Annotated in this window: 11 protein-coding genes; 9 read left to right on the top strand and 2 right to left on the bottom strand. The window is 55.6% G+C overall.

Annotated features, from left to right (window positions below; genetic code table 11):
- Positions 1-38: 38 nt before the first annotated feature.
- Positions 39-4,931 (top strand): autotransporter domain-containing protein, encoded by a 4,893-nt coding sequence (locus EH31_RS12245; protein WP_034960751.1) that lies wholly within the window; start codon positions 39-41, stop codon positions 4,929-4,931.
- A gap of 75 nt (positions 4,932-5,006) precedes the next feature.
- On the opposite strand, the gene EH31_RS12240 is transcribed toward EH31_RS12245, so the two are convergent.
- Complete coding sequence (locus EH31_RS12240) at positions 5,007-6,068, bottom strand: polysaccharide lyase family 7 protein (RefSeq protein WP_034960750.1); 1,062 nt, start codon at positions 6,066-6,068, stop codon at positions 5,007-5,009.
- Positions 6,069-6,224: 156 nt separating this feature from the next.
- A complete protein-coding gene (locus EH31_RS12235) occupies positions 6,225-9,299 on the bottom strand; it encodes a TonB-dependent receptor (RefSeq protein WP_199797037.1) in 3,075 nt (1,024 codons plus the stop codon).
- Between the two features lie 460 nt (positions 9,300-9,759).
- Between EH31_RS12235 and EH31_RS12230 the strand changes: the two genes are divergently transcribed.
- The 8 genes from EH31_RS12230 (at position 9,760) to EH31_RS12195 (ending at position 21,210) form a co-directional block, all read left to right on the top strand.
- Positions 9,760-12,867 (top strand): TonB-dependent receptor, encoded by a 3,108-nt coding sequence (locus EH31_RS12230; RefSeq protein WP_051699232.1) that lies wholly within the window; start codon positions 9,760-9,762, stop codon positions 12,865-12,867.
- 122 nt (positions 12,868-12,989) lie between these two features.
- Positions 12,990-13,730, top strand: a complete 741-nt coding sequence (locus EH31_RS12225) for a FadR/GntR family transcriptional regulator (RefSeq protein WP_034960749.1) — start codon at positions 12,990-12,992, stop codon at positions 13,728-13,730.
- An 86-nt stretch (positions 13,731-13,816) separates the two neighbouring features.
- On the top strand, positions 13,817-16,108 hold the full coding sequence (locus EH31_RS12220) for a polysaccharide lyase 6 family protein (protein ID WP_206742032.1): 2,292 nt from the start codon (positions 13,817-13,819) through the stop codon (positions 16,106-16,108).
- On the top strand, positions 16,105-18,288 hold the full coding sequence (locus EH31_RS12215; RefSeq protein ID WP_051699230.1) for an alginate lyase family protein: 2,184 nt from the start codon (positions 16,105-16,107) through the stop codon (positions 18,286-18,288). Before EH31_RS12220 ends, EH31_RS12215 begins: the two co-directional genes overlap by 4 nt.
- Positions 18,289-18,290: 2 nt before the next feature.
- Positions 18,291-18,482, top strand: a complete 192-nt coding sequence (locus EH31_RS12210; protein ID WP_034960748.1) for a cupin domain-containing protein — start codon at positions 18,291-18,293, stop codon at positions 18,480-18,482.
- Positions 18,483-18,485: 3 nt separating this feature from the next.
- Positions 18,486-19,769 (top strand): MFS transporter, encoded by a 1,284-nt coding sequence (locus EH31_RS12205; RefSeq protein WP_034960746.1) that lies wholly within the window; start codon positions 18,486-18,488, stop codon positions 19,767-19,769.
- Between the two features lie 24 nt (positions 19,770-19,793).
- Positions 19,794-20,546: an SDR family NAD(P)-dependent oxidoreductase gene (locus tag EH31_RS12200; protein ID WP_034960745.1), complete on the top strand. Its 753-nt coding sequence runs from the start codon at positions 19,794-19,796 to the stop codon at positions 20,544-20,546.
- 25 nt (positions 20,547-20,571) lie between these two features.
- Positions 20,572-21,210, top strand: a complete 639-nt coding sequence (locus EH31_RS12195; protein WP_034960744.1) for a bifunctional 4-hydroxy-2-oxoglutarate aldolase/2-dehydro-3-deoxy-phosphogluconate aldolase — start codon at positions 20,572-20,574, stop codon at positions 21,208-21,210.
- Positions 21,211-21,287 lie beyond the last annotated feature (77 nt).

Genomic DNA, 21,287 nt, shown 5'->3' with positions numbered 1-21,287 from the left:
CCCAGCCAAAAGGCGGGCCGGACATGAGGGGAAGAGAGATGGCTGACAAAGCAACGCGTGCTGGCGACCAGTGTTCAGGCAAGTTTGTAGCGCAATCCAGCAAAGATAAGGCACCGCAGCGTTCTCTTGCAGGTCTGTTCGTGGGGGCATCAATGTCGAGCATTGCGCTGGCGAGTATGTTTGCCGCCCCTGCTCATGCGCAAATTGTGATCGTCGATGACACGCCGGTTGATAACCCAGGCGGTCAAACGGTAACTTCAGCCGTGGGCGTCACGCAAACCGTCAACAGCGGTGACAATATCGAGCTTGAGGACAACACCAACGATGGGACGGTCATCACCCTTGCGGGCACGCACATAAACAATGACGGCGATGACGAGGATGTTGTCATCTTTGTCGACAACTCTGAAGATGACGTGATCATCAACATCGCTTCGACCGGCGTGCTTCAGGGCGTGGATGGGGTCGTCTTTTACGAAGGCGATGCGGCCGTTATTACCAATGATGGCCTGATTGAAGGCACCGGCGAGGCAAGCGAAGCGGTTGTCTATTTTGACCGCGATGCCGATGGTGAGCTTAACTCACTGACGAATAATGGCACCATCACCAGCGTTGGCGGGGCCACGATTGGCGTGGATTCGCTTCTGGGTACTGATCCATCGTCGGGTACGGTGGGTGATGAAGAAGGGATTGCCCGGTTCAGATTGGTAAACACCGGGATCATTTCCAACACTGGCTCTGACAGCGACGCCGATGCATTGCATTTCAACGGCGACCCCGGTTCAAGCGGCGGCGAAGACCGTGGTTGCCGCGAGGATGACCGGATCAACTGCGTCATCGAAGTTGATGTCACCAACAGCGGCACAATCTCTGCTGCCCGCGATAACTCGTCAAACGCAGCGATCCGTTCCGAAAGTGATGCCGTATTGCGCGGGACGATTACGAACGAAGCGGGCGGCATGATTACCGGGGCAAGCAACGCTATTCGGATCAACGGCGCGCACGCAGATCACAGCGTCACCATCTCCAATGCGGGTACGATCAATGGTCAGTCCGAGGCTGGAATTTTGATCGGTGGCAGCGGTGTGACTGTCGTCAACGAAGAAGGCGGCATGATCATTGGTGACGATGAAGGCATCCGCCTCGACGGTGATACAATCACAGTTCGCCTTTTGGGTGGAATTGACATCAGCGAAGACACAGCGCCCACCGATACTGTCATCACAAACTCTGGCACAATCGAGGGCGGGGCAGATGGTATCCTCGTCAATGATGACGCTATCGGCGCGATCATCACCAACAATGCGACCGGTTCAATCCTTGGCAATGATGGTATCCAATCGGCAACCGGCGGGACGGTCATCAACAATGGCACGATTGCTGGCGCGGACGGCGATGGTATCCGCATGTCAGGCACTCAGGATGCAAGCGTCACCTTGGGCGCAACCAGCACTACCACCGGCACCAGCCAAGCCGTCCAATTCGAAGGGTCAGGCACAAATACTCTGAATGTCATCGCTGGCGCTTCTGTTACAGGCGATCTCCAAGGCAGCGCGGACGGGGCAGCAGTCAATATCCTGAACCTTAGCGGCTCTTCGGAAAATTCCAGTTTTGTTCAGGCGTTTGATTTTGCACAGGTCAATGTCGATGGCGGTGTCTTTAACCTGTCGTCGCTTTCGACCGGTATCGGCTCGGTTGCTCTCAATTCGGGCACATTGTTCGTCAACGCAGGCGGCGTGGGGTCAATCACCGTGGGCGATGGCGGTGTCTTGGGCGGAAACGGCAGTGCAGGCGATACAATCGTCGGCAGTGGCGGGGCGATCAACCCCGGTAATGCGGGCGATGCTGATATATTGTCCCTGGATTCATTGATCCTTTCGCAAGGGTCATTCCTCAACTTTGATCTTGGCACACCAGGCGTCGCTTCTGAAAGCGATCTGCTCACCGTTGGGGGCGATCTGACCCTTGATGGTACGCTTAATGTGACTGATGTGGGCGGGTTTGGTCTGGGAGTTTATACCTTGATCAATTACACCGGAACGCTGACCGACAATGGCCTTGATGTGGGCTCTTTGCCGATGGGCTTTGAAGCCTCTCAGGGCGAGGTGCAAACCGCAGTGGGCGGGCAAGTCAATTTCGTTGTCACTTCGCTCAACACCATTTCGGACGATCTGGTTCTGTTCTTTGACGGGGCCGACGTTGCAGGCGATGGCGTAATTGATGGAGGCGCAGGCGTTTGGGACAACGTCACAAACAACTTCACTAATGCCGATGGCACCGTCAATTCCCTCTGGAATGGCTCGTTTGCTGTATTTGGCGGCGAGGCCGGAGGGGTTGTCACGCTTCAGGATGCGGTTGAAACGATCGGGCTGCAATTCCTGGTCGATGGGTATTCGATCGAAGCAGGCGAAGGCGGCGAAAATGGACCTGCCTCTCTCGTGCTTGTCGATGATGTCAGTGTTGTTCGCGTAGGCAGCGGTATCTCAGCTGAAATCGATGCACCCGTCACTGGTGATGGGGGGCTCGAGAAGGTTGAAGGCGGCACACTCGTTCTGTCGGGCGACAACGCTTACACTGGCGCGACTTCTGTTTCAGGTGGCACTCTTCAACTCGATGGTTCGCTGGTTAGCGATACTTCGGTGGGCGCAGGGGCAACCCTTGCCGGTTCAGGCACTGCGGCTGGTGTGACCGCTAGCGATGGTGCAACCCTTGCGCCGGGCACAAATGGCACCGTGGGCACTTTGACCACGGGTGATCTTGTGCTGGGTGCCAATACAAATCTGGCGTTTGACCTTGGCGCGCCTGATAGCGCGATGGGCAGCGACCTTATCCAAGTGAACGGCGACCTGACGCTTGATGGCCTTTTGAATGCAAGCAATGCGGGCGGGTTCGGGATCGGCGTTTATCGCTTGATCAACTACACCGGATCACTGACCGACAATGGCCTGTTGGTGGACGTTCTGCCCGAAGGGTTTGACGCGGCACAAGGCACCATCCAGGTCACCGAGGCGGGACAGGTCAACCTCATCATTGACCGGGCGATCCCTGCTATTCAATTCTGGGACGGCGGCGATCTGGCTGGCAATGGCACGATTGATGGCGGCAGCGGAAGCTGGACCCTTGCGGATACCAACTTCACCGATGCCAACGGCGCATTCAATGCGGCGTGGAACAACAATTTTGCAGTGTTCGGCGGCGCGGCTGGCGGCACGGTCACGGTTGATGATGTGATCGCGTTCACAGGTCTGCAATTTGTGACCGACGGCTACACTATTGCTGCGGGAAGTGGGGCTTTGACGATTGGGCAAGCTCTTACAGCTGTTCGTGTCGATCCGAGCCTGACTGCCACGATTGGGGCGCCGATTGGCGGTGCAGGCGGGCTGAACAAGCTTGATGAAGGCACGCTCGTCCTTGACGGTGACCACACATACACCGGTGATACGGTTGTCGATGGCGGTCTGCTTATCGTCAACGGCAGCATCGCTTCGGCAGTCACCGTGAATGCGGGCGCAAGTCTTGGCGGTGATGGCCAATTGGGCGGTATCGATGTCACCGGCACGCTTACCCCTGGTAACAGCATCGGGACGCTCAATGTTACTGGCGATATCAGCTTTGCTGCGGGCTCCGTCTTTGAGGTTGAAGTCCTGCCAGATGGGTCGAGCGATCTGGTCGCGGCCACAGGTGACGCAACCATCACCGGCGGCACGGTCAACGTTCTTGCAGGCGGCACGGATTACAGTATTTCGACCGACTATACGATCCTGACCACTGGGGGCAGTGTCACGGGCGAGTTTGACGGGGTGACAAGCAACCTTGCTTTCCTTACCCCGACCCTCAGCTACGAAGACGCATCGGTCCTTCTGACACTTACCCGCAATGACATCGACTTTGCCGCAGCAGGTGTGACAGCCAACCAGATTGCGGTTGGCGAAGCGCTTGACAGTCAGGGCGGTGGCGCTCTTGCAGACAGCTTGATCAACCTTGATGCAGCATCAGCCGCTGCGGCGTTCGATCAACTCTCAGGCGAAGTGCACGCCAGTGTGCGCAGTGTTCTGACCGAAGACCAACGCCTGGTCCGTAACGCAGTGCTAAGCCACATTGCCAGCGATCTTAGCGGCGGCCACATCTGGGGCCAGGCTTGGGGCTTTACTGGAAGCAATGACAGCGACGGCAATGCCAGCGGCGTTGATCGCGATGGCTTTGGCATGCTGCTTGGCGCTGACGTGGGCCTTGGCGACAATGCGAGCCTTGGTATCGCGGCAAGCTATCAGGAAACCGATCTTGAGCTTGATGCGGCAACGCGCGGCGTTGGCACAGCGCAAACGCTCTCGGTTCTCGCCTATATCGGTGTGGACGCGCTGGGCCTCCGGATCCGGGCGGGCGGCGGTTATGGCACAACCGATGTATCAGTTGACCGCAGTGTCGCCTTTGCCAATTTCACTGACACGCTTGCTTCAGACTACGACGGTTCGGTAACCTTCGGCTTCCTCGAAGCAGGGTATCCGATCGAGCTTGGCGGCGGACAGGCAGAACCATATGTTGGCTTCAACTTTGGCGAAGCGAACACCGATGCCTTTACAGAAGCAGGGGGCGCTGCTGCTCTGAGCTTTGATGATGGCGGCGAAAACTCTGGCGCTGCAATCCTTGGCATGCGGTTCGCAAATTCGGACGAGGGCGCGTTCCAAATGCGCGGCAATGCTGGCTATCAATATGGTCTGCGCGAGCAAGAGCCGCGTGCCACGGCGCGCTTTGACACAGGCAATGCGTTCACGGTGGCGGGCGCCCCTCAGTCGCAGCACGGTGTGTTTGCCCAGATCGAAGCAGGCTTTGAGCTGTCACAGCACAGTGAGATCAGCATCGCGTACGATGGGTTCTATGGGGACAAATCGCAAACGCACGCAGGCTTTGCGCGGATCACAATCGGGTTCTAATTCCCGGCAAACCACCACAAAAGCGCCCCGGTCTCACACGAGATCGGGGCGCTTTTGTTAGGGTAGTATTGAGGGTTATTCGGGCGGTGTAGAGGGGTCGATGACCAGCTTTGAGAAACTTGCCTGCGCATAATTGCCATCGGCCTTGTCCTGTTCCCAATTGCCCGTTCCAGGACACCCAGCATACCACATCGATGTACCCGTTCGCGTGCTGCACTGGTTGTAGATACCGGCCTTGAAATAGAGCGAGTCTCCGCCGTAGGAATAGGGATTGTCCTTCGCATCGGCCCCTCTCACAAGGCTGCGCGTTTGCTGAACCGTGCCAAGCCGCTCGTTATGGAAGGTCAGGTACATCGTATTGCGATGGACATTGATCGTGTAGCTAAAGTCTTCGCCAAGAGCGATGCCATTTGCGCCCGGGTCTTCCCGATTGTCCCACGTATATCCAAACACCGGCACAACAAGGTCGGTGCGATCAGGATCGTCTTTTTCAAGGTTGCGTTCATAGGTCCAGAAGACCGAGCCGGTCTCATGGTCTGGAAACTTCTTGTAGTAGATTTTGATTGGTTCATTGCCGTACCCAAACCCGCTTCGCGTGCTTTTGTATTTGAGCGCGTGGATTTGCCCGACAACGGCAGAGTAGGCAGGGCGCTTGGAAGGGTCGCCTGCGTTCATTGAAACATGGTCGACGCGCAAGGTGGCTTCCATTTTGCCGCCAATCGCGCCGAATTTGTCAGAGCTTTTGCGCGCCTCAACAGCAAAGTTGTTGCCCGGCTCATGCGTCCCGATCCGGGTGTTCGCCCCGCGCAACATTTGGCGCAGTTCGCTGCGGGTATTGGTGGAATTCGCCGTGGTTGGGGCCTTGTTGGGCGCGGCAAAGACCATGCGCCCTTCATCGTTTAGGTAGAAGAAATCAGAATGGAAGTAATCCTGTATCGCCTTCACCGAAATTTCGTCCGGTTTACTGTCGCCATCATCGTCCGTTGGAAGAGTGATCTTCCAATAGCTCAGGTCAAATACACTACCGGGCGCAGCGGAATTATCATCTGCAGTCAACGACGCGGCTGGGATCGCCAATGCAAGGATGCTTGCGGTGACGGCCAGACTGCTTGTTCGAAGCTGTTTAGAGATATTCACTTTAGTCACTCCTTGATCCAAGTGCCTTGTTCATAAGGGATTTCATACCAACACAGGCTGAACAATCGCGAGGTTCAATGCTAGATATGAAAAGGGCGCCCCGCACAAACGAAGCGCCCTGTTCGGTTTTCAAAAATCGCCTCCTTGAAGGAGGAGTTAGAAGCGTACGGTGGCGCCGAAGGTAAGCCGGCGATCCGGCAGCCCTTCAAAGCACAGCAGCGCATCATCGTTCACACAAAACTGCTGGATGTTCGATTTGGTAAGGTTCACCCCTTCGACGCCCAGAACAATGTTCTCTGTCAGATCATAGGTGATGCTGCCGTTAAGCTGGCCGCGCGCTGCGGTTACAACCGGGAAGCCCAGAGTTGAGTTAAGCGAGGCACCTGCCGCTGTATCAAGCGTCCGGAATGCGTCACGCCACGTATAGCGTGCGCGAGCCGAAATGCCGTATTTCTCGTAGAACAACGTGACGTTGTAGGCGTTCTTGGAGAAGTCCAACAAACCTTGAGCTGCGGTGACAGGAACGAAGTTTGCGTCATCGTAGATGCCGTTGATCGCATTGAAGATGTCGGTCCCGCGTGATGCAGAAGTGTTGACTGCATCGCCGCCACCGAAATCTTGGTAGGTGTAGTTTGCCAGAATGCCGAAGCCAGAGGCAAAACCAAGAGTGTCCTCGAACCGGGCCAGATCGTATTGGAATGCAACTTCGATTCCGGTCTGGGTCGTGTTGTCGGTGTCATTCACCTGGGTAATGATTGGCACACAGATGCCTTGGCCAACCTGATCGGACAGCGTGTTGCGCTGTGCAATCGGGTTAAAGATACCGCCACCTTCACACGGGTCGGTGATGTCCGCAAAACCGTTGGCATCGAGGGCCACGTCTTCAAGCTGCTCTACGAACAGGTTTGAACGATCCTTGTGGAACACACCAATGCTGAGCACCGCTGCTGGCGCAAAATACCAGTCGATCGAGGCATCGAAGGATTGGACGGTTTCAGGGGCAAGACCCGGGTTACCAAACCTGACCGCTGCGTTCTCGCTCGTACCAAAGGTAACCGAGGTTGAAAGATCGGTGAAGCTGGGCCGGTTGACGTCTTCACCAAAGCTTGCGCGGAAGACCAGATCATCGGTCACGTCTGCGATGAGGTTTATCCGGGGCAGGAACTGGCTGTAACTGCCCGAGGTAACGACTTGGGTGACTGCGCCGGTTACCGAATCGACATTGTTACCCAGCGAGTCAATCGACGTGTCGATGTAACGGAAGCCAACGTTGCCGCGTATTGCTCCGAATTCGAAATTGGCCTGCGCATAAAAGGCATGCGTTTTTTCATCGATGTCGAAGAAGCCTTGATCGCTTGCAACCGCATCACCGATGGAACCGTTCGCCCCTGAATCGACGAACGCCTGCTGAAGGATCGCCAAGGTTCCATCCGGGTCGCTGAACGCGCGGTCCGGATCAATCACAAGGAAATTGTTCACTGCCAGTTCGCGGCCGTCAAAGCTGTCGAAATTGTCCGGTCCAGGAACAAGCAAATCTGCAAAGAATTCGCCTGTCGGCACGTCCAGAAGACGACCAAAGCTACGGCTGAAGTTCACATCCTGGAATGCGCTCGACGTTTTGCTGTAACGATAGCCTGTATCGACCGAGGTGATGAAGCTGACGAAATCGCTCGTGTCGTACGAAAGGTCGAGACGGAAGGCATCTTCGGAGTTTTCGGTCGTGTCACGGCCGATCTGAAGCGCTTCAAACGCGACGTTGTTTGGATTGAGCAAATCCGCAACCGTTGGCGCGAAAGGTGATGCAAAATCGATCCCGAACGTCAACGAATTGCCGCGCAGATCGTAGATAAACGGCACGGCGTTCTCATTAAGCGTGCTGCTTGTTGGATTGCCATTGGCATCAAGCGCATTGAGCGGTGCGTTGGGATTGATGAAGTTTACAGTCGTGCTGAAATTCGGATTGACCGTATCAGAGCTTGTCGTCGAGACTTCGGCGCGAACTGACAATTTGTCGGCTTGCCATTCAAACCCAGCCCGGAAAAGCGAGTTTTCCGTGACACGCGCGCCGGTGTCGCTTGAAAAACGCAGGTTTGGATCATCAGGATCGGCGGCAAGGTTAACCGGAATAACGCCCGACGTTGCGACCTGAATGCTTCCTAGCTGAACCCCGTCCAAAGCGCCAAAATTGACAGTGTCAAACGTCGCCGGCACAGCGAAATCAAGCAGGTTGCTTACGCCAGAACCCTGTACGCGCGAACTGTCCTGACGGCGCTCCTGATCGTTGTAAAACCCGTCGATGAAGAATTTGAGATCACTATTTGGCGCATATTCAAGTGAGCCAGCGATATTGATGGTTGTGAATTCGAAGTTCTCACGTTCCTGGTTAAGAAACTGGACCCCGACGAAATCGAAATCTTGTGCAGATGGACGATCTGCAGGATCTTGCAGGTTGCCTCCACGAATGACATCGGCATTCACGTTTTCAACTAGGCCGCCATCGCGGTCGACACGTGGCCGCAACGAAGTGGCTTCTTGCTTAGTATAACTTCCAGCCAGAACGACGCCAAATTCGCCGTCGCCAACATCCCAGCGATTGCCAAAGCTTGCAGCGATGCGCGGTGTCACCGTTTCCGACAACTCACTGTATTCGCCTTGTGCGCGGACGGTCAGAATGCGGTCGTTGATGTCGAGCGGACGGATTGTGCGAAGATTGATGGTACCCCCAACAGATCCTTCGATCGTATCGGCGGTTGGCGCCTTGATGACCTCGACCGAACCGATGATAGCTGCGTTCACATCTTCAAAGTTGATCCCGCCACGGCCCGACCCGGAACCCAGTGTGCCAACACCGTTGATTTCCACACGGTTGGCCGATGTACCGCGAATTTGAACGCCTGTGCCCACGCCCGCTGTACGGGTAATCTGAACGCCGGTTACGTTCTCAAGAACTTCTGCGAGGTTTTGGTCGGGGAGCTTACCGATGTCTTCTGCTTGAATGACTTCGATGAGGCTGTCTGCGTTGCGCTTTTCGTTCAATGCGCTCTGGAGCGAACTGCGAATGCCAGTGACGACGATCGCGTTGCCTTCGCCTTCGGAGACCGCATCTTCAGCGCCTGTGTCCTGTGCGATTGCGGTTGATGGTATCAATGCAAGGGCTGAACCGACGAGAAGGCCGCTCATAAGGCGTGATCGTCCAGCGAGAAGGCTTGCGCCCCCTTCTTCATGTCTCATTTCTCTCTCCCACCGCCAAGTTATTTTGGCTGATCACACAATAGGCTAGGGATTCGAAAATCAGAGTCAACCAAATTGACATACCTATAATCAATAGCCTGTAATGCCAATTTAGATACTTGCTTCAAAAAGCCCGGAATGCTGGGGTTTTCGGGCGGTCGGCTTTCGCGGAATGCCTTTCAGAGCGGCGCGATATTCATCCCTTTGTATCAAAAATGTACCACTCACTGGCGTATGGCCTTCCATCCGCGCAACACTCATGCAGATGAAGCAGTGGCTTTAAAAAGCGCCTTATAACAGATAGATAGATCTATACCGTGGGCTTGCGTCAATCTTCATGCGACCCTGTCGAGATTAAATTGGTTAGGTCAAATGGTAATTTTTGGTATGCGTCAAAGGTTGACACAAAGTGCTTTGGGGGTATCCCAATAGGTGGAAATAAGCCTTTAGGGAGGGGCACATGGGAGCTTGCGTAATTGGTCGCCGCGCGTCATCGCGCATTTCTTTGTCAGCTGGATTGCTTGCAGGAGCCTCGCTGTTAGCGACGCCCGCGATTGCTCAGGATGAGCAAGTTGATGTAACCGACGGTGAAGGTGAGGGCATCGTTGTCGAGGGTTTCCGGGCGGTCATCCAAAATTCTATCGATGAAAAGCGCAACTCAACCGAAGTGTTTGATGCATTGACGGCCGATGAGATCGGTGACCTGCCAGCATTGTCCATTGGCGAAGCGTTGGAAACCTTGACGGGTGCGGGGTCTCACCGTGAAAATGGTGGTGCGACCGAGATTTCGATCCGTGGCCTTGGCCCGTTCCTAAGCTCGACTGTGATCAATGGCCGGATTGCCACTAACGGAAGCGGCGATCGCTCTGTCAACTTCAGTCAATTTCCTTCTGAGCTTTTCACCAAGATCGGGATCTATAAAACCCAGGCCGCTAGCTACATCGAGGGCGGTGTCGCAGGTCAGATCGTGCTCGAGACAACGCGTCCTGTCGATTATGGGAAACGCCGGGTTCAAGGCGAACTTAAGGCCGAATACAACCCCGACAACTTTGACATCGCATCAGACCAGCGCCTCAATGACCTCGGTTATCGCGGCTCGTTGAGTTACATTGACCAATTCGATGTCGGCGATGGTGAGTTTGGTATCTCGCTTGGCTTTGAGCGCCGCGATTCCAACAATCCAGAGCAGGAGGCGAACGTCTCCAACACGATCCGTGCCTGTGTGGTTGATCCATCATTGCCTATCGGCAACAGCTCCGATGGTCTGAACGATGACGGCAACTGCGACACCAACGCCAGTACGATCAATGGCCTGCGCGATGGGAGCATTGATCTGCCCTTCGTCATTGCTCGCAACAGCTATGCGTTTCGTCAAAACAGTACGGCAGATGTGCGCAATGCGTTCTTTGGTGCGGTTCAATATCAGCCAAATCCGGATGTCGATATCAACGCCGACTTCCAATATTCGAGCCGTGCCACAAAAGAGCGGCGTTCGGACCTGAACTTTGCCGAAGGGCGCCGGATTGACGCGCAGGGTGCGCCGAACCGGATCGAGGGATTTGATCTTATCTTCACAGAGTCGGGCGCTCTACGTCAATTTACCAGCGAGCAGCGTATTGAGGCGGTGAGCGAGTATATTGAGCGCGATGAAAAGTACTATGGCGGCGGCCTTTCGGTTGATTTTCGTCCGATGGACCGGCTGACCGTTTCTCTTGATGCATCATATTCGCAGACGCAGCGTATTGAAGAGGCTGTGCAAATTCGTTTCCGCAGCAATAATGAAGAAGACATCTTTGGCAATGATGGCGCGTTTACAGGCGGCCAGGAAAACGATGGTTCGTCGCGCCCTGATCGTCCTGAATCGGTGATCCAAATTTTCCAGAACGGCTCGCAAGGCTTGAATTTCATCGTTCGCGACTTCGATGTCACCAACCCCGACCTGTTTAGCGATGCTGCGCGTTTGCGGGCCGATCTTGAGCAGGACCGTTTTAACCGGGTTTGGGCTCTGCGCGGAGATGCCGCCTATGAAATGGATGGGTTCTTCAATCTGTTCCAGGCAGGCACGCGCTATCAAGAATTGGTCTATCGCGATGTTCCTGGCGCCTCCAATGGAACAAGCCGGTTTGAGGAAAACTACAGCAGCGCAGCCTTAGCCGTTGCCAACCAGGAATGCCGCTTTGACTTTGCGGAAAGTGGTTTTCTGTCCTCGATTTCAGGCGGCAACCCGCTTGTAACAAATATCGATGCGACAGGGGCGACGATCGGCACGGCGAACTCGTTTGCCTCGTTTGATGCCTTGTGTGTTGCACAGGTGTTGGAGCGTGAAGATCCGCAAGGGCTGGCCTTCGATTCAGACGGTGTGCCGATTTATCCCACGGGTGACTTTGATTCGATCCAGAACACCGACGTGACCGAGCGCACATGGGCCGGTTATGTTCAGGCCGATTTTGACAGCTTGCTTGGTGAAATGCCGATCCGCGGCAATGTTGGCTTGCGGGTGGTAAACACATCGGTGCGTTCACGCGCTTTCCGCACTGCGCTTTCCATCGAGTTGGTTGATCAGGACGGCAATGGCGACGAAGGTTTCGCGCTTGTAGAAGACCCCAATAACCTGAGCGTTGTCAACAGCAGGGCGTCGTACACCGAGTTCTTGCCGAGCGTGAACCTTGTTGCCGAATTGCAGCCCGATCTGCTTGGTCGTTTCGCGCTCTATCGTTCGTTGTCGCGGCCAGACCCCTCCAGCCTTGGGGATGGCCGGATTTTGAACGTCAACGACGAAGACGATTTTGCAACCCCGCAAGAGGCGCTTGTCAGTGGTGTGAACAACGTGTCTGCAACAGGCAATCCTGCGACCGATCCATTGCTGTCCTGGAATGTTGATGTAGGCCTTGAATGGTATCCTAATGATGACACCATTCTTGCATTCAACGCCTATTATAAAAGCTTTGACGGCGGTTTTGAAACCACCGGGATTTTCGAAACATTCACGGTTGGCGGGGCGGCAGCTGATCTGCTTGTCACGTCAATCGATGTAACTGATGAAACAAGCACGATCTACGGCATCGAGGTCACCGCTGCGCATCGCCTAAGCTATCTGCCGGCACCATTGGATGGGCTGGGCTTCAAGTTGAGCTACAACTACGCCGATTCTGACTTCGAATTTGAAGATGATGTGTTGGGGGCGATTTCAACACCAGTTGACGACCGGACTTCTACCACCGTCAACGGCCTCATCCCGCCATCAAACCTGTTCGGCTTTTCAAAGCATGTCTTGTCAGCGCAAGCCTATTACGAAATTGGCCCGTTCGATTTTCAAGGCATCTACAAATATCGTAGCAATTACTTCCAGCAATTCATCGCGACACCGGGGCGTATCCGCTATGTCGATGATGTTTCCGTGTTTGAGGCCCGCATCACTTATAAGTTGAATGACAATGTGCGCTTCAGCCTTGAAGGGTTGAACTTGTTTAACGAGCCGCGAACCGACTTCCGCGGTGCCCCTGACGACTTGGGCCAGGTCCTGGTTTACGGCCCTCGCTTCTTTGCTGGTGTAAGGGCGCGTTTCTGACGATCGAGAGCCGCCGTGCGCAAAGCCCGCACGGTGGCCCGGTCCTTTTGACCGATAGGGCTGTCTTATCTATGAAGTGCCAAGGTACGGAGACCAGAGCTTAGAGAGTATTGGAAGTTAGAATGACCAGTAAGCGCCTTTTCCAGTCTGTGGCTGAGCAAATCTCTGAACTTATTGATGCAGGGGCATTCCCGCCAGGAACCCGTTTGCCAGGTGAACGAGAACTGGCCGAGCGGCTCGGTGTAAGCCGTGTTACCATTCGCGAGGCTGAAATCGCGCTTCAGGCTGTTGGCCGTCTGGAAATCAAAACCGGCTCGGGTGTGTATGTGAGTGAGGCGCCGCCCGAAAGCGTCGCCGCGCTGCCATCGGTGAGCGCGTTTGAGGTGACGGAGGCGCGCCTTCTGGTCGAGTCTGAAACCGCTGCTTTGGCGGCACACAATATGACCGATGCCGTGGTTCAGCACCTCTCCAGTCTGATTGAGCAGATGCGCACAGGCGATGAGGAAGCCGCGAATGCTGCGGACGAAGAGTTTCACCGCACCATTGCTGCTGCGTCAAACAATGCGGCACTGGTTCACACCGTCGGGGAACTATGGCGAATGCGCGAAGAAATCCCTGAGGTGAAGGCCACGTACGAAGCGGTCTGTGTGCACGATGCAGAAACGCGGACGGAGGAGCATGAGGCGATTTTCTTTGCGCTGCGTGATCGTGATCCATCTGCGGCCCGAGCTGCCATGCGCGAACACTTCCATCGCCTGATCGAGGCGATGCTTGATGCAACCGAGCGCATGGCGATGCAGGAGCTTCAGGAAAAGGCCTCCAAGAGCCGCGAGCGCTTTGCAGCTGCCTCGAAAATTGGCTAACCAAATTGGTGCGACAAAAGCCCTAAAATAATATGCCAGATTGATTGACACACGAAGGCGCGAGCCTATAGTCGTGCGATAAGAGTTTGGACGAGGGGATTGTTGGTATGCTTGCAAGGCTTAGCCTTGTGACCGCTGTGCTTTGGCTGGCTCACAGCCCGGCTGCTGCTGAGCGCATCCTCGTTCACAACCAAGACCAATTCTCTGACGCTGCAAAGGCTGTCGAAGCTGGTGATGAAATCGTGCTTGCCAACGGTGAGTGGCGCGATTTTGACCTCGTGATAACCGGACAGGGCACTGCTGCTGATCCGATCATCGTGACATCGCAAGACGCAGGCAAAGTCGTTTTGACCGGGCAATCGAGCCTGCGCATCGGCGGTGAATACATCCACGTCTCCGGCCTCGTCTTCCGCGATGGATATAGTCCGCGCGGCGAGGTCATTTCATTCCGCCGCAACAAGCAGGATCTGGCGCGCCATTCCCGGGTGAGTGAGGTCGTGATCGACGGCTTTAGCAAACCTGACCGGTATGAAAGCGATTATTGGGTTGGCATTTACGGCCAGAACAATCGGTTCGATCACAACAGTTTGATTGGCAAGACCAACAAGGGTGTGACGCTGGCGGTCCGGCTTGATAGCGAAAGCAGCCGCGAGAACGATCACCGCATTGAATTCAATTATTTCGGGCCGCGCCCCGTGCTTGGCTCAAACGGCGGGGAGACCCTTCGGATCGGCACCAGCCATTATTCGATGTTCAATTCGAACACAGTGGTGGCAAACAATATCTTCGACCGGACCAGCGGCGAGGTGGAGATCATCTCTTCCAAGTCGGGTGGCAATGTCTTTCGAGGCAACGTTTTCTTGCGGTCACGCGGCACGCTGACGCTGCGTCATGGCGACAACAATGTCGTTGAGGGCAATGTCTTTTTGGGTGGAGGTGCGGACCACACAGGCGGCATCCGGGTGATCAATCGCGGCCAGACGGTACGCGGCAATTATATGGAGGGGCTTCGCGGCGAAGCCTTTTCCAGCGCGCTTGCGATTATGAATGGCGTGCCCAATTCACCGGTCAACCGCTATGTCGAGGTCGAAGGCGCGGTTATCGAAGGCAATACTATAGTCGATAGTCGCAGGCTTGCCTTCAATGTTGGCGCCGATGAAGAGCGTTCAGCAGCGCCAAGCAATACGACATTTGCGAACAATTTGATGGCGGGACTTGAAGGGGATTCCTTCCTTGAGGTTTATGGCGATATCTCCAAAATCGCCTTTTCAAACAATGTTGTGGGCGCAGGTGGTGTTGCTGGACAGCTTTCCAGTTTTGAGCAGCGTGCCTTTGCAATGGAGCGCGCTGAAAATGGTCTGCTTTACCCGGTCGATCCCGCTCTTGCCCAAATCGGTGTCTCACATGATCTTGCGCCGGTAACTCTCGATCAGGTTGGTGCGCCCTATTACCCCAAGCCCAAGGATGGCCCGGTTTTTGACTTTTCGGGCAAAGTGATCGCGGTTGAGCCGGGCAATGACACTCTGGTTGATGCGATCCTGTCGGCTGAAAGCGGCGATGTGTTGCAGCTTTCGCCAGGCGAATACACGGTTGAGCGCACGATCCCGGTGGAGGTTGCGCTCACAATTCAGGCCGCGCCAAGCGAGGCGGATGAAAGGCCTGTCATCACCTTTGGTCGCCCATCCTTGTTCGAGCTTCGCGAAGGCGGCAATCTCAAGCTGGAAAACGTCGTCATCGACGGGGCGTTGGCGCCGGATTCGGTCGGCAATTCGGTTATCCGCACCACCACTTTTCCGATCAAATCGAATTTCTCGGTCGAGATGCACGGTGTCGAAGTGCGTGGCCTTGTCGTCAACAAAAGCTTCAATGTTCTGACCCTTGGGAAAAGCACGCTGGCGGAGCGTGTTGTCATCCGAAACAGCGCATTTGCCGACATCACCGGGACTATCGTATCCGCCAAGGCCGAGACAGAAGACTACGGCCAATACAATGTCGAATATCTCGACATGAGCGAGAACGCCTTTGCTCGCATTGGCGGCCCAATTGCCGATATTTATCGCGGTGGCCGCGATGAAAGCACCTTTGGTCCCGATGTGACGATTGCCAACAATGCGATTTTGGATGTCGGTCTTGCGCCTACCAATTCGTCGGGTGCCTCTGTCAATCTCCACGGTGTGCAAATCGCTGCGATCAAACAAAACGCGGTCCGCAGTTCAGCGCCGCTTCGCGTGGTCCACACCGTCGGCACGCCCAAGACCCAATTCTTGAACAATGCCTTTGCCGATACGCCTGAGATGGTTCTTGATGAGCTGGTCTTTGAGGGCGAGCACCGCTCCGATCGGACAGGCAATATCTTTGAGGATGCGCCTGCGCAATGAGGTCCTTTGTTCTTCTCACAGCGGCTCTCGCGGTTTCGGCTATGCCGCAGGCTGTGTGTGCTGCTGTATCCCAAGAGGTCGCCTCAACTGAGGGGCGTGAGGCGGCCTCTTCTCTTCCGCCGCTATATGCCGCTGAATTGGAGCGCTCGCGCGCCTTTGTCGATGCGATGATGGCTGAAGGTGTTGTTGTGCCTCAGCCGAAAGATCCGGGCGGGGGCTACACCCACGAACAGCACAAGCGCAATTTTCGCGCGCTGCATCAAGGCGGACAGCTGTATCGCATCACTGGTGAGGCAAAATACCGCGATTTTCTGCGCGAAATGCTCCTTCAATACGCTGCGCTTTATCCAACGCTGGGTGAGCATCCTGCGAAAGCCAACCAGTATTCGGGCCGTCTTTTCTGGCAGGTGTTGAACGATGCGATGTGGCTGGTCCACGCGGTTCAAGGATACCGCGACATTCGCGACACGTTGAGCGCAGCGGACCGTAAGCGGATCGACGACGATGTGTTTCGCCGCGCGGCAAACTTTCTGTCGCAGGATCAGGTCATCACCTTTGATCGCATTCACAACCACGCGACCTGGGCAACGGCCGGGGTCGGGATGACCGGCTATCTGCTCGGCGATGCTGACATGGTTGAGCGTGCGCTGATGGGTTCTGATAAAAGCGGCAAGACTGGCTTTTTGCGGCAGGCTGATCTGTTGTTCTCGCCAGACGGTTATTACACCGAAGGGCCATATTATCAGCGGTTTGCGCTGCTTCCTTTCATGGTTTTTGCCGATGCGATTGAACGCAATCAGCCAGAGCGCAAGGTTTTCGAACACCGCGATGGGATCTTGCTGAAGGCGCTGCGCACCACGGTTCAACTGAGCTATCAGGGATATTTCTTCCCGTTCAATGACGCGATCAGGGACAAGAGCCTGCGCACGGCGGAATTGTATGAAGGCGTGGCGATTGCCTATGGCCAGACGGGCGACCCGGCGCTGCTATCCATTGCCGATTTCCAGGGCCGCACAGTGCTAACCGAGAATGGCCTTGCGCTGTCGCGTGATCTTGCTGCGGGCAAGGCGCAACCGTTTGATTTTCGTTCAATGCTACTCAGCGATGGGCCGGAAGGCACGCGGGGCGCTGTTGCCATTCTTCGCCAAGGTGAAGGACCCAGCCACACCGTTCTCATCGCAAAGAACAGCTCGCAAGGGATGGGCCACGGCCATTTCGACAAGCTTGCATGGCAGCTTTACGACAATGGCAATGAGATTGTGCGCGATTATGGCGCGGCGCGCTTCCTCAATATCGAGGCAAAGCGCGGCGGACGGTATCTGCCCGAAAACACCACTTGGGCAAAAAGCACGGTCGCTCACAACGCGCTGGTCGTGGATGAGACAAGCCATTTTGATGGTGATGCACAGTTTGCAGACACCAAATGGCCAGAACAACTCTATTTCTCCGACGCACCCTCGCTGCAAGTCTCCAGCGGGGTAATCGATAGCGCTTATCCCGGCGTCAGCATCAAACGCACCATGTTGATGCCCATGATCCCCGGGCTCGAAGCGCCCTTGGTGATCGACCTTGTGAATGCGCAAAGCGAGGCATCGCACCTGTACGATCTGCCGCTGCATTATTCCGGTCACATCATGGAATATGACTTTGATGCAAGCGTGAATGTCGATGTTCGCCCAGTGCTTGGGAATGACAATGGCTACCAGCACATATGGGTCGATGCCGAAGCTGATTTAGAGGCGGGCAAAGGCGCGCTGACATGGATTTTGGACGGGCGGTTCTACACCTATCGCTTTGCCGGAAACGGGCCGCTTCGCGCCATTTTGGGCGAGAGCGGGGCAAACGACCCTGAGTTCAATCTGCGCCGCGAACCGCTCATCATCTTGCGCGCTCAGCGCAACGGCGAGGCAAGCTTTGCAAGCCTGTTAGAGGCGCATGGAAGTTACGACGGCGCAGCAGAGCAAACGCTCGACAGCCGCAGCCTCGTTTCTGATCTCGACCACGTGTCTATTGGTGGTTTTGATATAGTGCGACTGACCCTGAAATCAGGGCAGCGCTACGCGATCGCAGTTTCGCACAATCCCGATCCAGAAGGCGCGCACAGCGTGACATTGAACGGCGAGACAATCGCCTGGACTGGATTTGCGAGCGTGGTCGCACTTTCTGGAGAGGATAGCTGAAATTGGCAACGATATTAAAGGAGCAAAGCTCGTCCTTCGTGGTCGCGAAGGAAACGCCAAAAGAGGATCTTGGGGCCGGAGACAGCTTCTGCATCGCACCGCATTTGGACCACGGGGCCGTGCGCCTTGAGTCCGGCGTTCTGAGCGACAGCTTCAACCCGCTACTCGAAGACTTTCTTGGCGAGGGGGCGTGATCCATGTTTCGCAATAAGCTTCGCTATTGGATCGTCCTGCTGGTCGCAGTGGCGACCGTCATCAATTACATTGATCGCGGCGCGCTTGGTTTCCTTTGGCCTGAAATTTCCAAAGACCTTGAACTCAGCGAATTTGATTATGCGATCATCCTCAATGTGTTCACCTTGGCCTATGCTTTTGGTCAGAGCATTTTTGGCAAGATTTTCGACTGGATTGGTACGCGGCTCGGCTTTGTCCTTTCCATCGTTGTCTGGTCGGCGGCGACCATGCTGCATGCGGCGGCTCAGGGCCTTTTGAGCTTTGCGATTTTCCGCGCGGTTCTGGGCGTGTCGGAAGCGGGCAACTGGCCCGGCGCAACCAAAGCCAATGCCGAATGGTTCCCGATTAACGAGCGTGCTCTTGCACAAGGCATCTTCAATTCAGGCGCAGCTGTTGGCGGGATCGTCTCTGCGCCCATTATCGGGCTGCTTTTCGTCTTTCTTGGCAGCTGGCAGGCGACTTTCGTCGCTGTTGGGGCGCTTGGCTTCTTGTGGCTGATCCCTTGGTTGATCGTCTACAAAAGCGGCCCGGATGCGCACCCCTGGATCAGCGCTGAAGAGCGCGAGTTTATCCTGACAGGTCAACGCAATGCCGAAACCAATGAAGTTGCCGAATATGCGCCGACTTCAAAGGAAATCCTCTCGCGCAAGGAAAGCTGGGGCGTTATCGCTGCAAGCTTCTTTATCGACCCGATCTGGTGGCTGTTTGTCGGTTGGTTGCCGATTTATTTGCTGAACACTTACGGCTTTGGCGTAGAGGAAATCGCGGTTTACGCATGGATCCCTTACGTGGGCGCTATGTTTGGTGCCTGGTTCGGCGGATTGCTTGCGGGCAACCGTTTGAAGGCTGGCTGGACAGTCAACCGGACGCGTAAGTCGGTTATCACGCTTGGCGGCGCAATCATGCTGATCTCGCTGCTTGCGACAACGCAGGCATCAACGCCTCTGGTCGCCGTGCTTATCATGGGGGTCATCCTGTTTGGTTTCCAAACGGCGATTGGCAACATTCAGACCCTGCCAAGCGATTTTTACAGCGGTCAATCGGTCGGTTCGCTTGCAGGGTTCGCCGGAACAGCTGCCAAGTTGGCGGTGGTTCTGCTGAACTTCCTGATCCCGATTATCACCGTGAACAGCTACGTGCCGGCCTTCCTGGTCGGTGCAGGGCTCGCGATCATGACAGTCCTGTCAATCCTGATCCTGTGCCCGGACATCAAACCTTTAAAACCGAAATCGGCCATTGGCCAATAACATTCCTAATAAGGGGAAACGAAAATGAAATTTGCAGGCAAAGTGGCCGTGGTCACCGGCGGTAGCCGAGACATTGGCCGCGCAGTTTGCGTCAAGCTGGGCTCCGAAGGGGCAAGCGTTGTCGTCAACTACAACAGCAATCAGGCCGATGCCGATGCCACCGTTGCAGCCGTTGAAGCGGCCGGTGGCAAAGCGGTCGCGGTAAAGGCGGATGTGACCAAACCCGCCGATGTCGACGCTCTTATCGCAGCCACACGGGAAGCGTTTGGCGACGAGATCCACGTGCTTGTCAATAATGCGGGCGGCCTTGTCGCTCGCAAAACGCTTGGCGAGATGGATGAAGAGTTCTTCAACTTCGTGATGCAGCTCAATGTCACATCTACGTTCCTTGCCTGTAAGGCTGCTGTGCCGTTCATGGCAGAGGGGGCTGCGATTGTGAACCTTGCCTCGCTTGCTGGCCGCGATGGCGGCGGCGGGGGCGCGATTGCTTATGCCACATCAAAAGGCGCAGTTTCGACCATGACGCGCGGTCTTGCAAAAGAGCTTGGCCCCAAGGGTATCCGGGTAAACGCGCTTTGTCCCGGCATGATCGCGACCTCGTTCCATGACAAGTTTACACCTGATGCAGCGCGCGAAAACGTCGCTAACTCAACGCCTTTGCGCCGCCAGGGCAGGCCTGAGGAAACCGCTGATCTTGTGGCATATCTCGCCTCTGACGAAGCGTCCTTCATCACGGGTGCAAATGTCGATATCAACGGCGGTCTCGCCTTTTCGTAAGCGAAGTTGGAAGAAGGCTATACCCATGAGCATCTCGCTTTCAGAGCGTCTTGCATCGGCTCCGGTTGTTCCGCTTATTGGCGAGAATGATGCGGACCGGGCCGTTAAAACCGCACGCGCATTGGGCGCGGGCGGTTTGACCGTGATCGAAGTGGTTATGCGCAGTTCGGACGCGCAAAAGGGCATGGAAGCGATCCTTGCCCAGACCGAAGGGTTGATCGTGGGCGCTGGCACAGTGCTAACGCTGGATCAGGCGAAATCGGTCCGGGCGAGCGGCGCTGAGTTTATCGTGTCGCCGGGTCTGGTGGATGAAATCGCCGAATATTGTCTGGCCGAAAACATCCCCTTCTTCCCCGGCACAATGACAGCGGGCGAAGTGCAGCGGGCCTATGCTCTTGGCCTTCGCGACGTGAAATTCTTCCCGGCATCGCTTGCAGGCGGTGTGCCCATGATCAAAGCGCTTAGCTCGGTATTCCGCGAAATGCGGTTTATGCCCACCGGCGGCGTTTCAGCGGCAAACCTTTCCGAATTCCTCGAATTGCCAAGTGTGCTCGCCTGTGGCGGCAGCTGGCTCACACCCAAGGAGGCGGTTGCCATCGGCGACTACTCCCAAATCACAACCCTTGCGAGCGAGGCTTTGGCAATCGCGCAGGCCACTCGCTGAATGAAAGCTCCTCCCCATGGCTGAATTTTTGTCTTTTGGTGAAATCATGCTTCGGTTGAAAACGCCGGGGCACCAAC

Source organism: Erythrobacter longus (assembly GCF_000715015.1).
In the GTDB taxonomy this organism is placed as follows: domain Bacteria; phylum Pseudomonadota; class Alphaproteobacteria; order Sphingomonadales; family Sphingomonadaceae; genus Erythrobacter; species Erythrobacter longus.
Note: the sequence above shows the minus strand (reverse complement) of the source record. Positions and strands in the feature narration are given on the sequence as shown.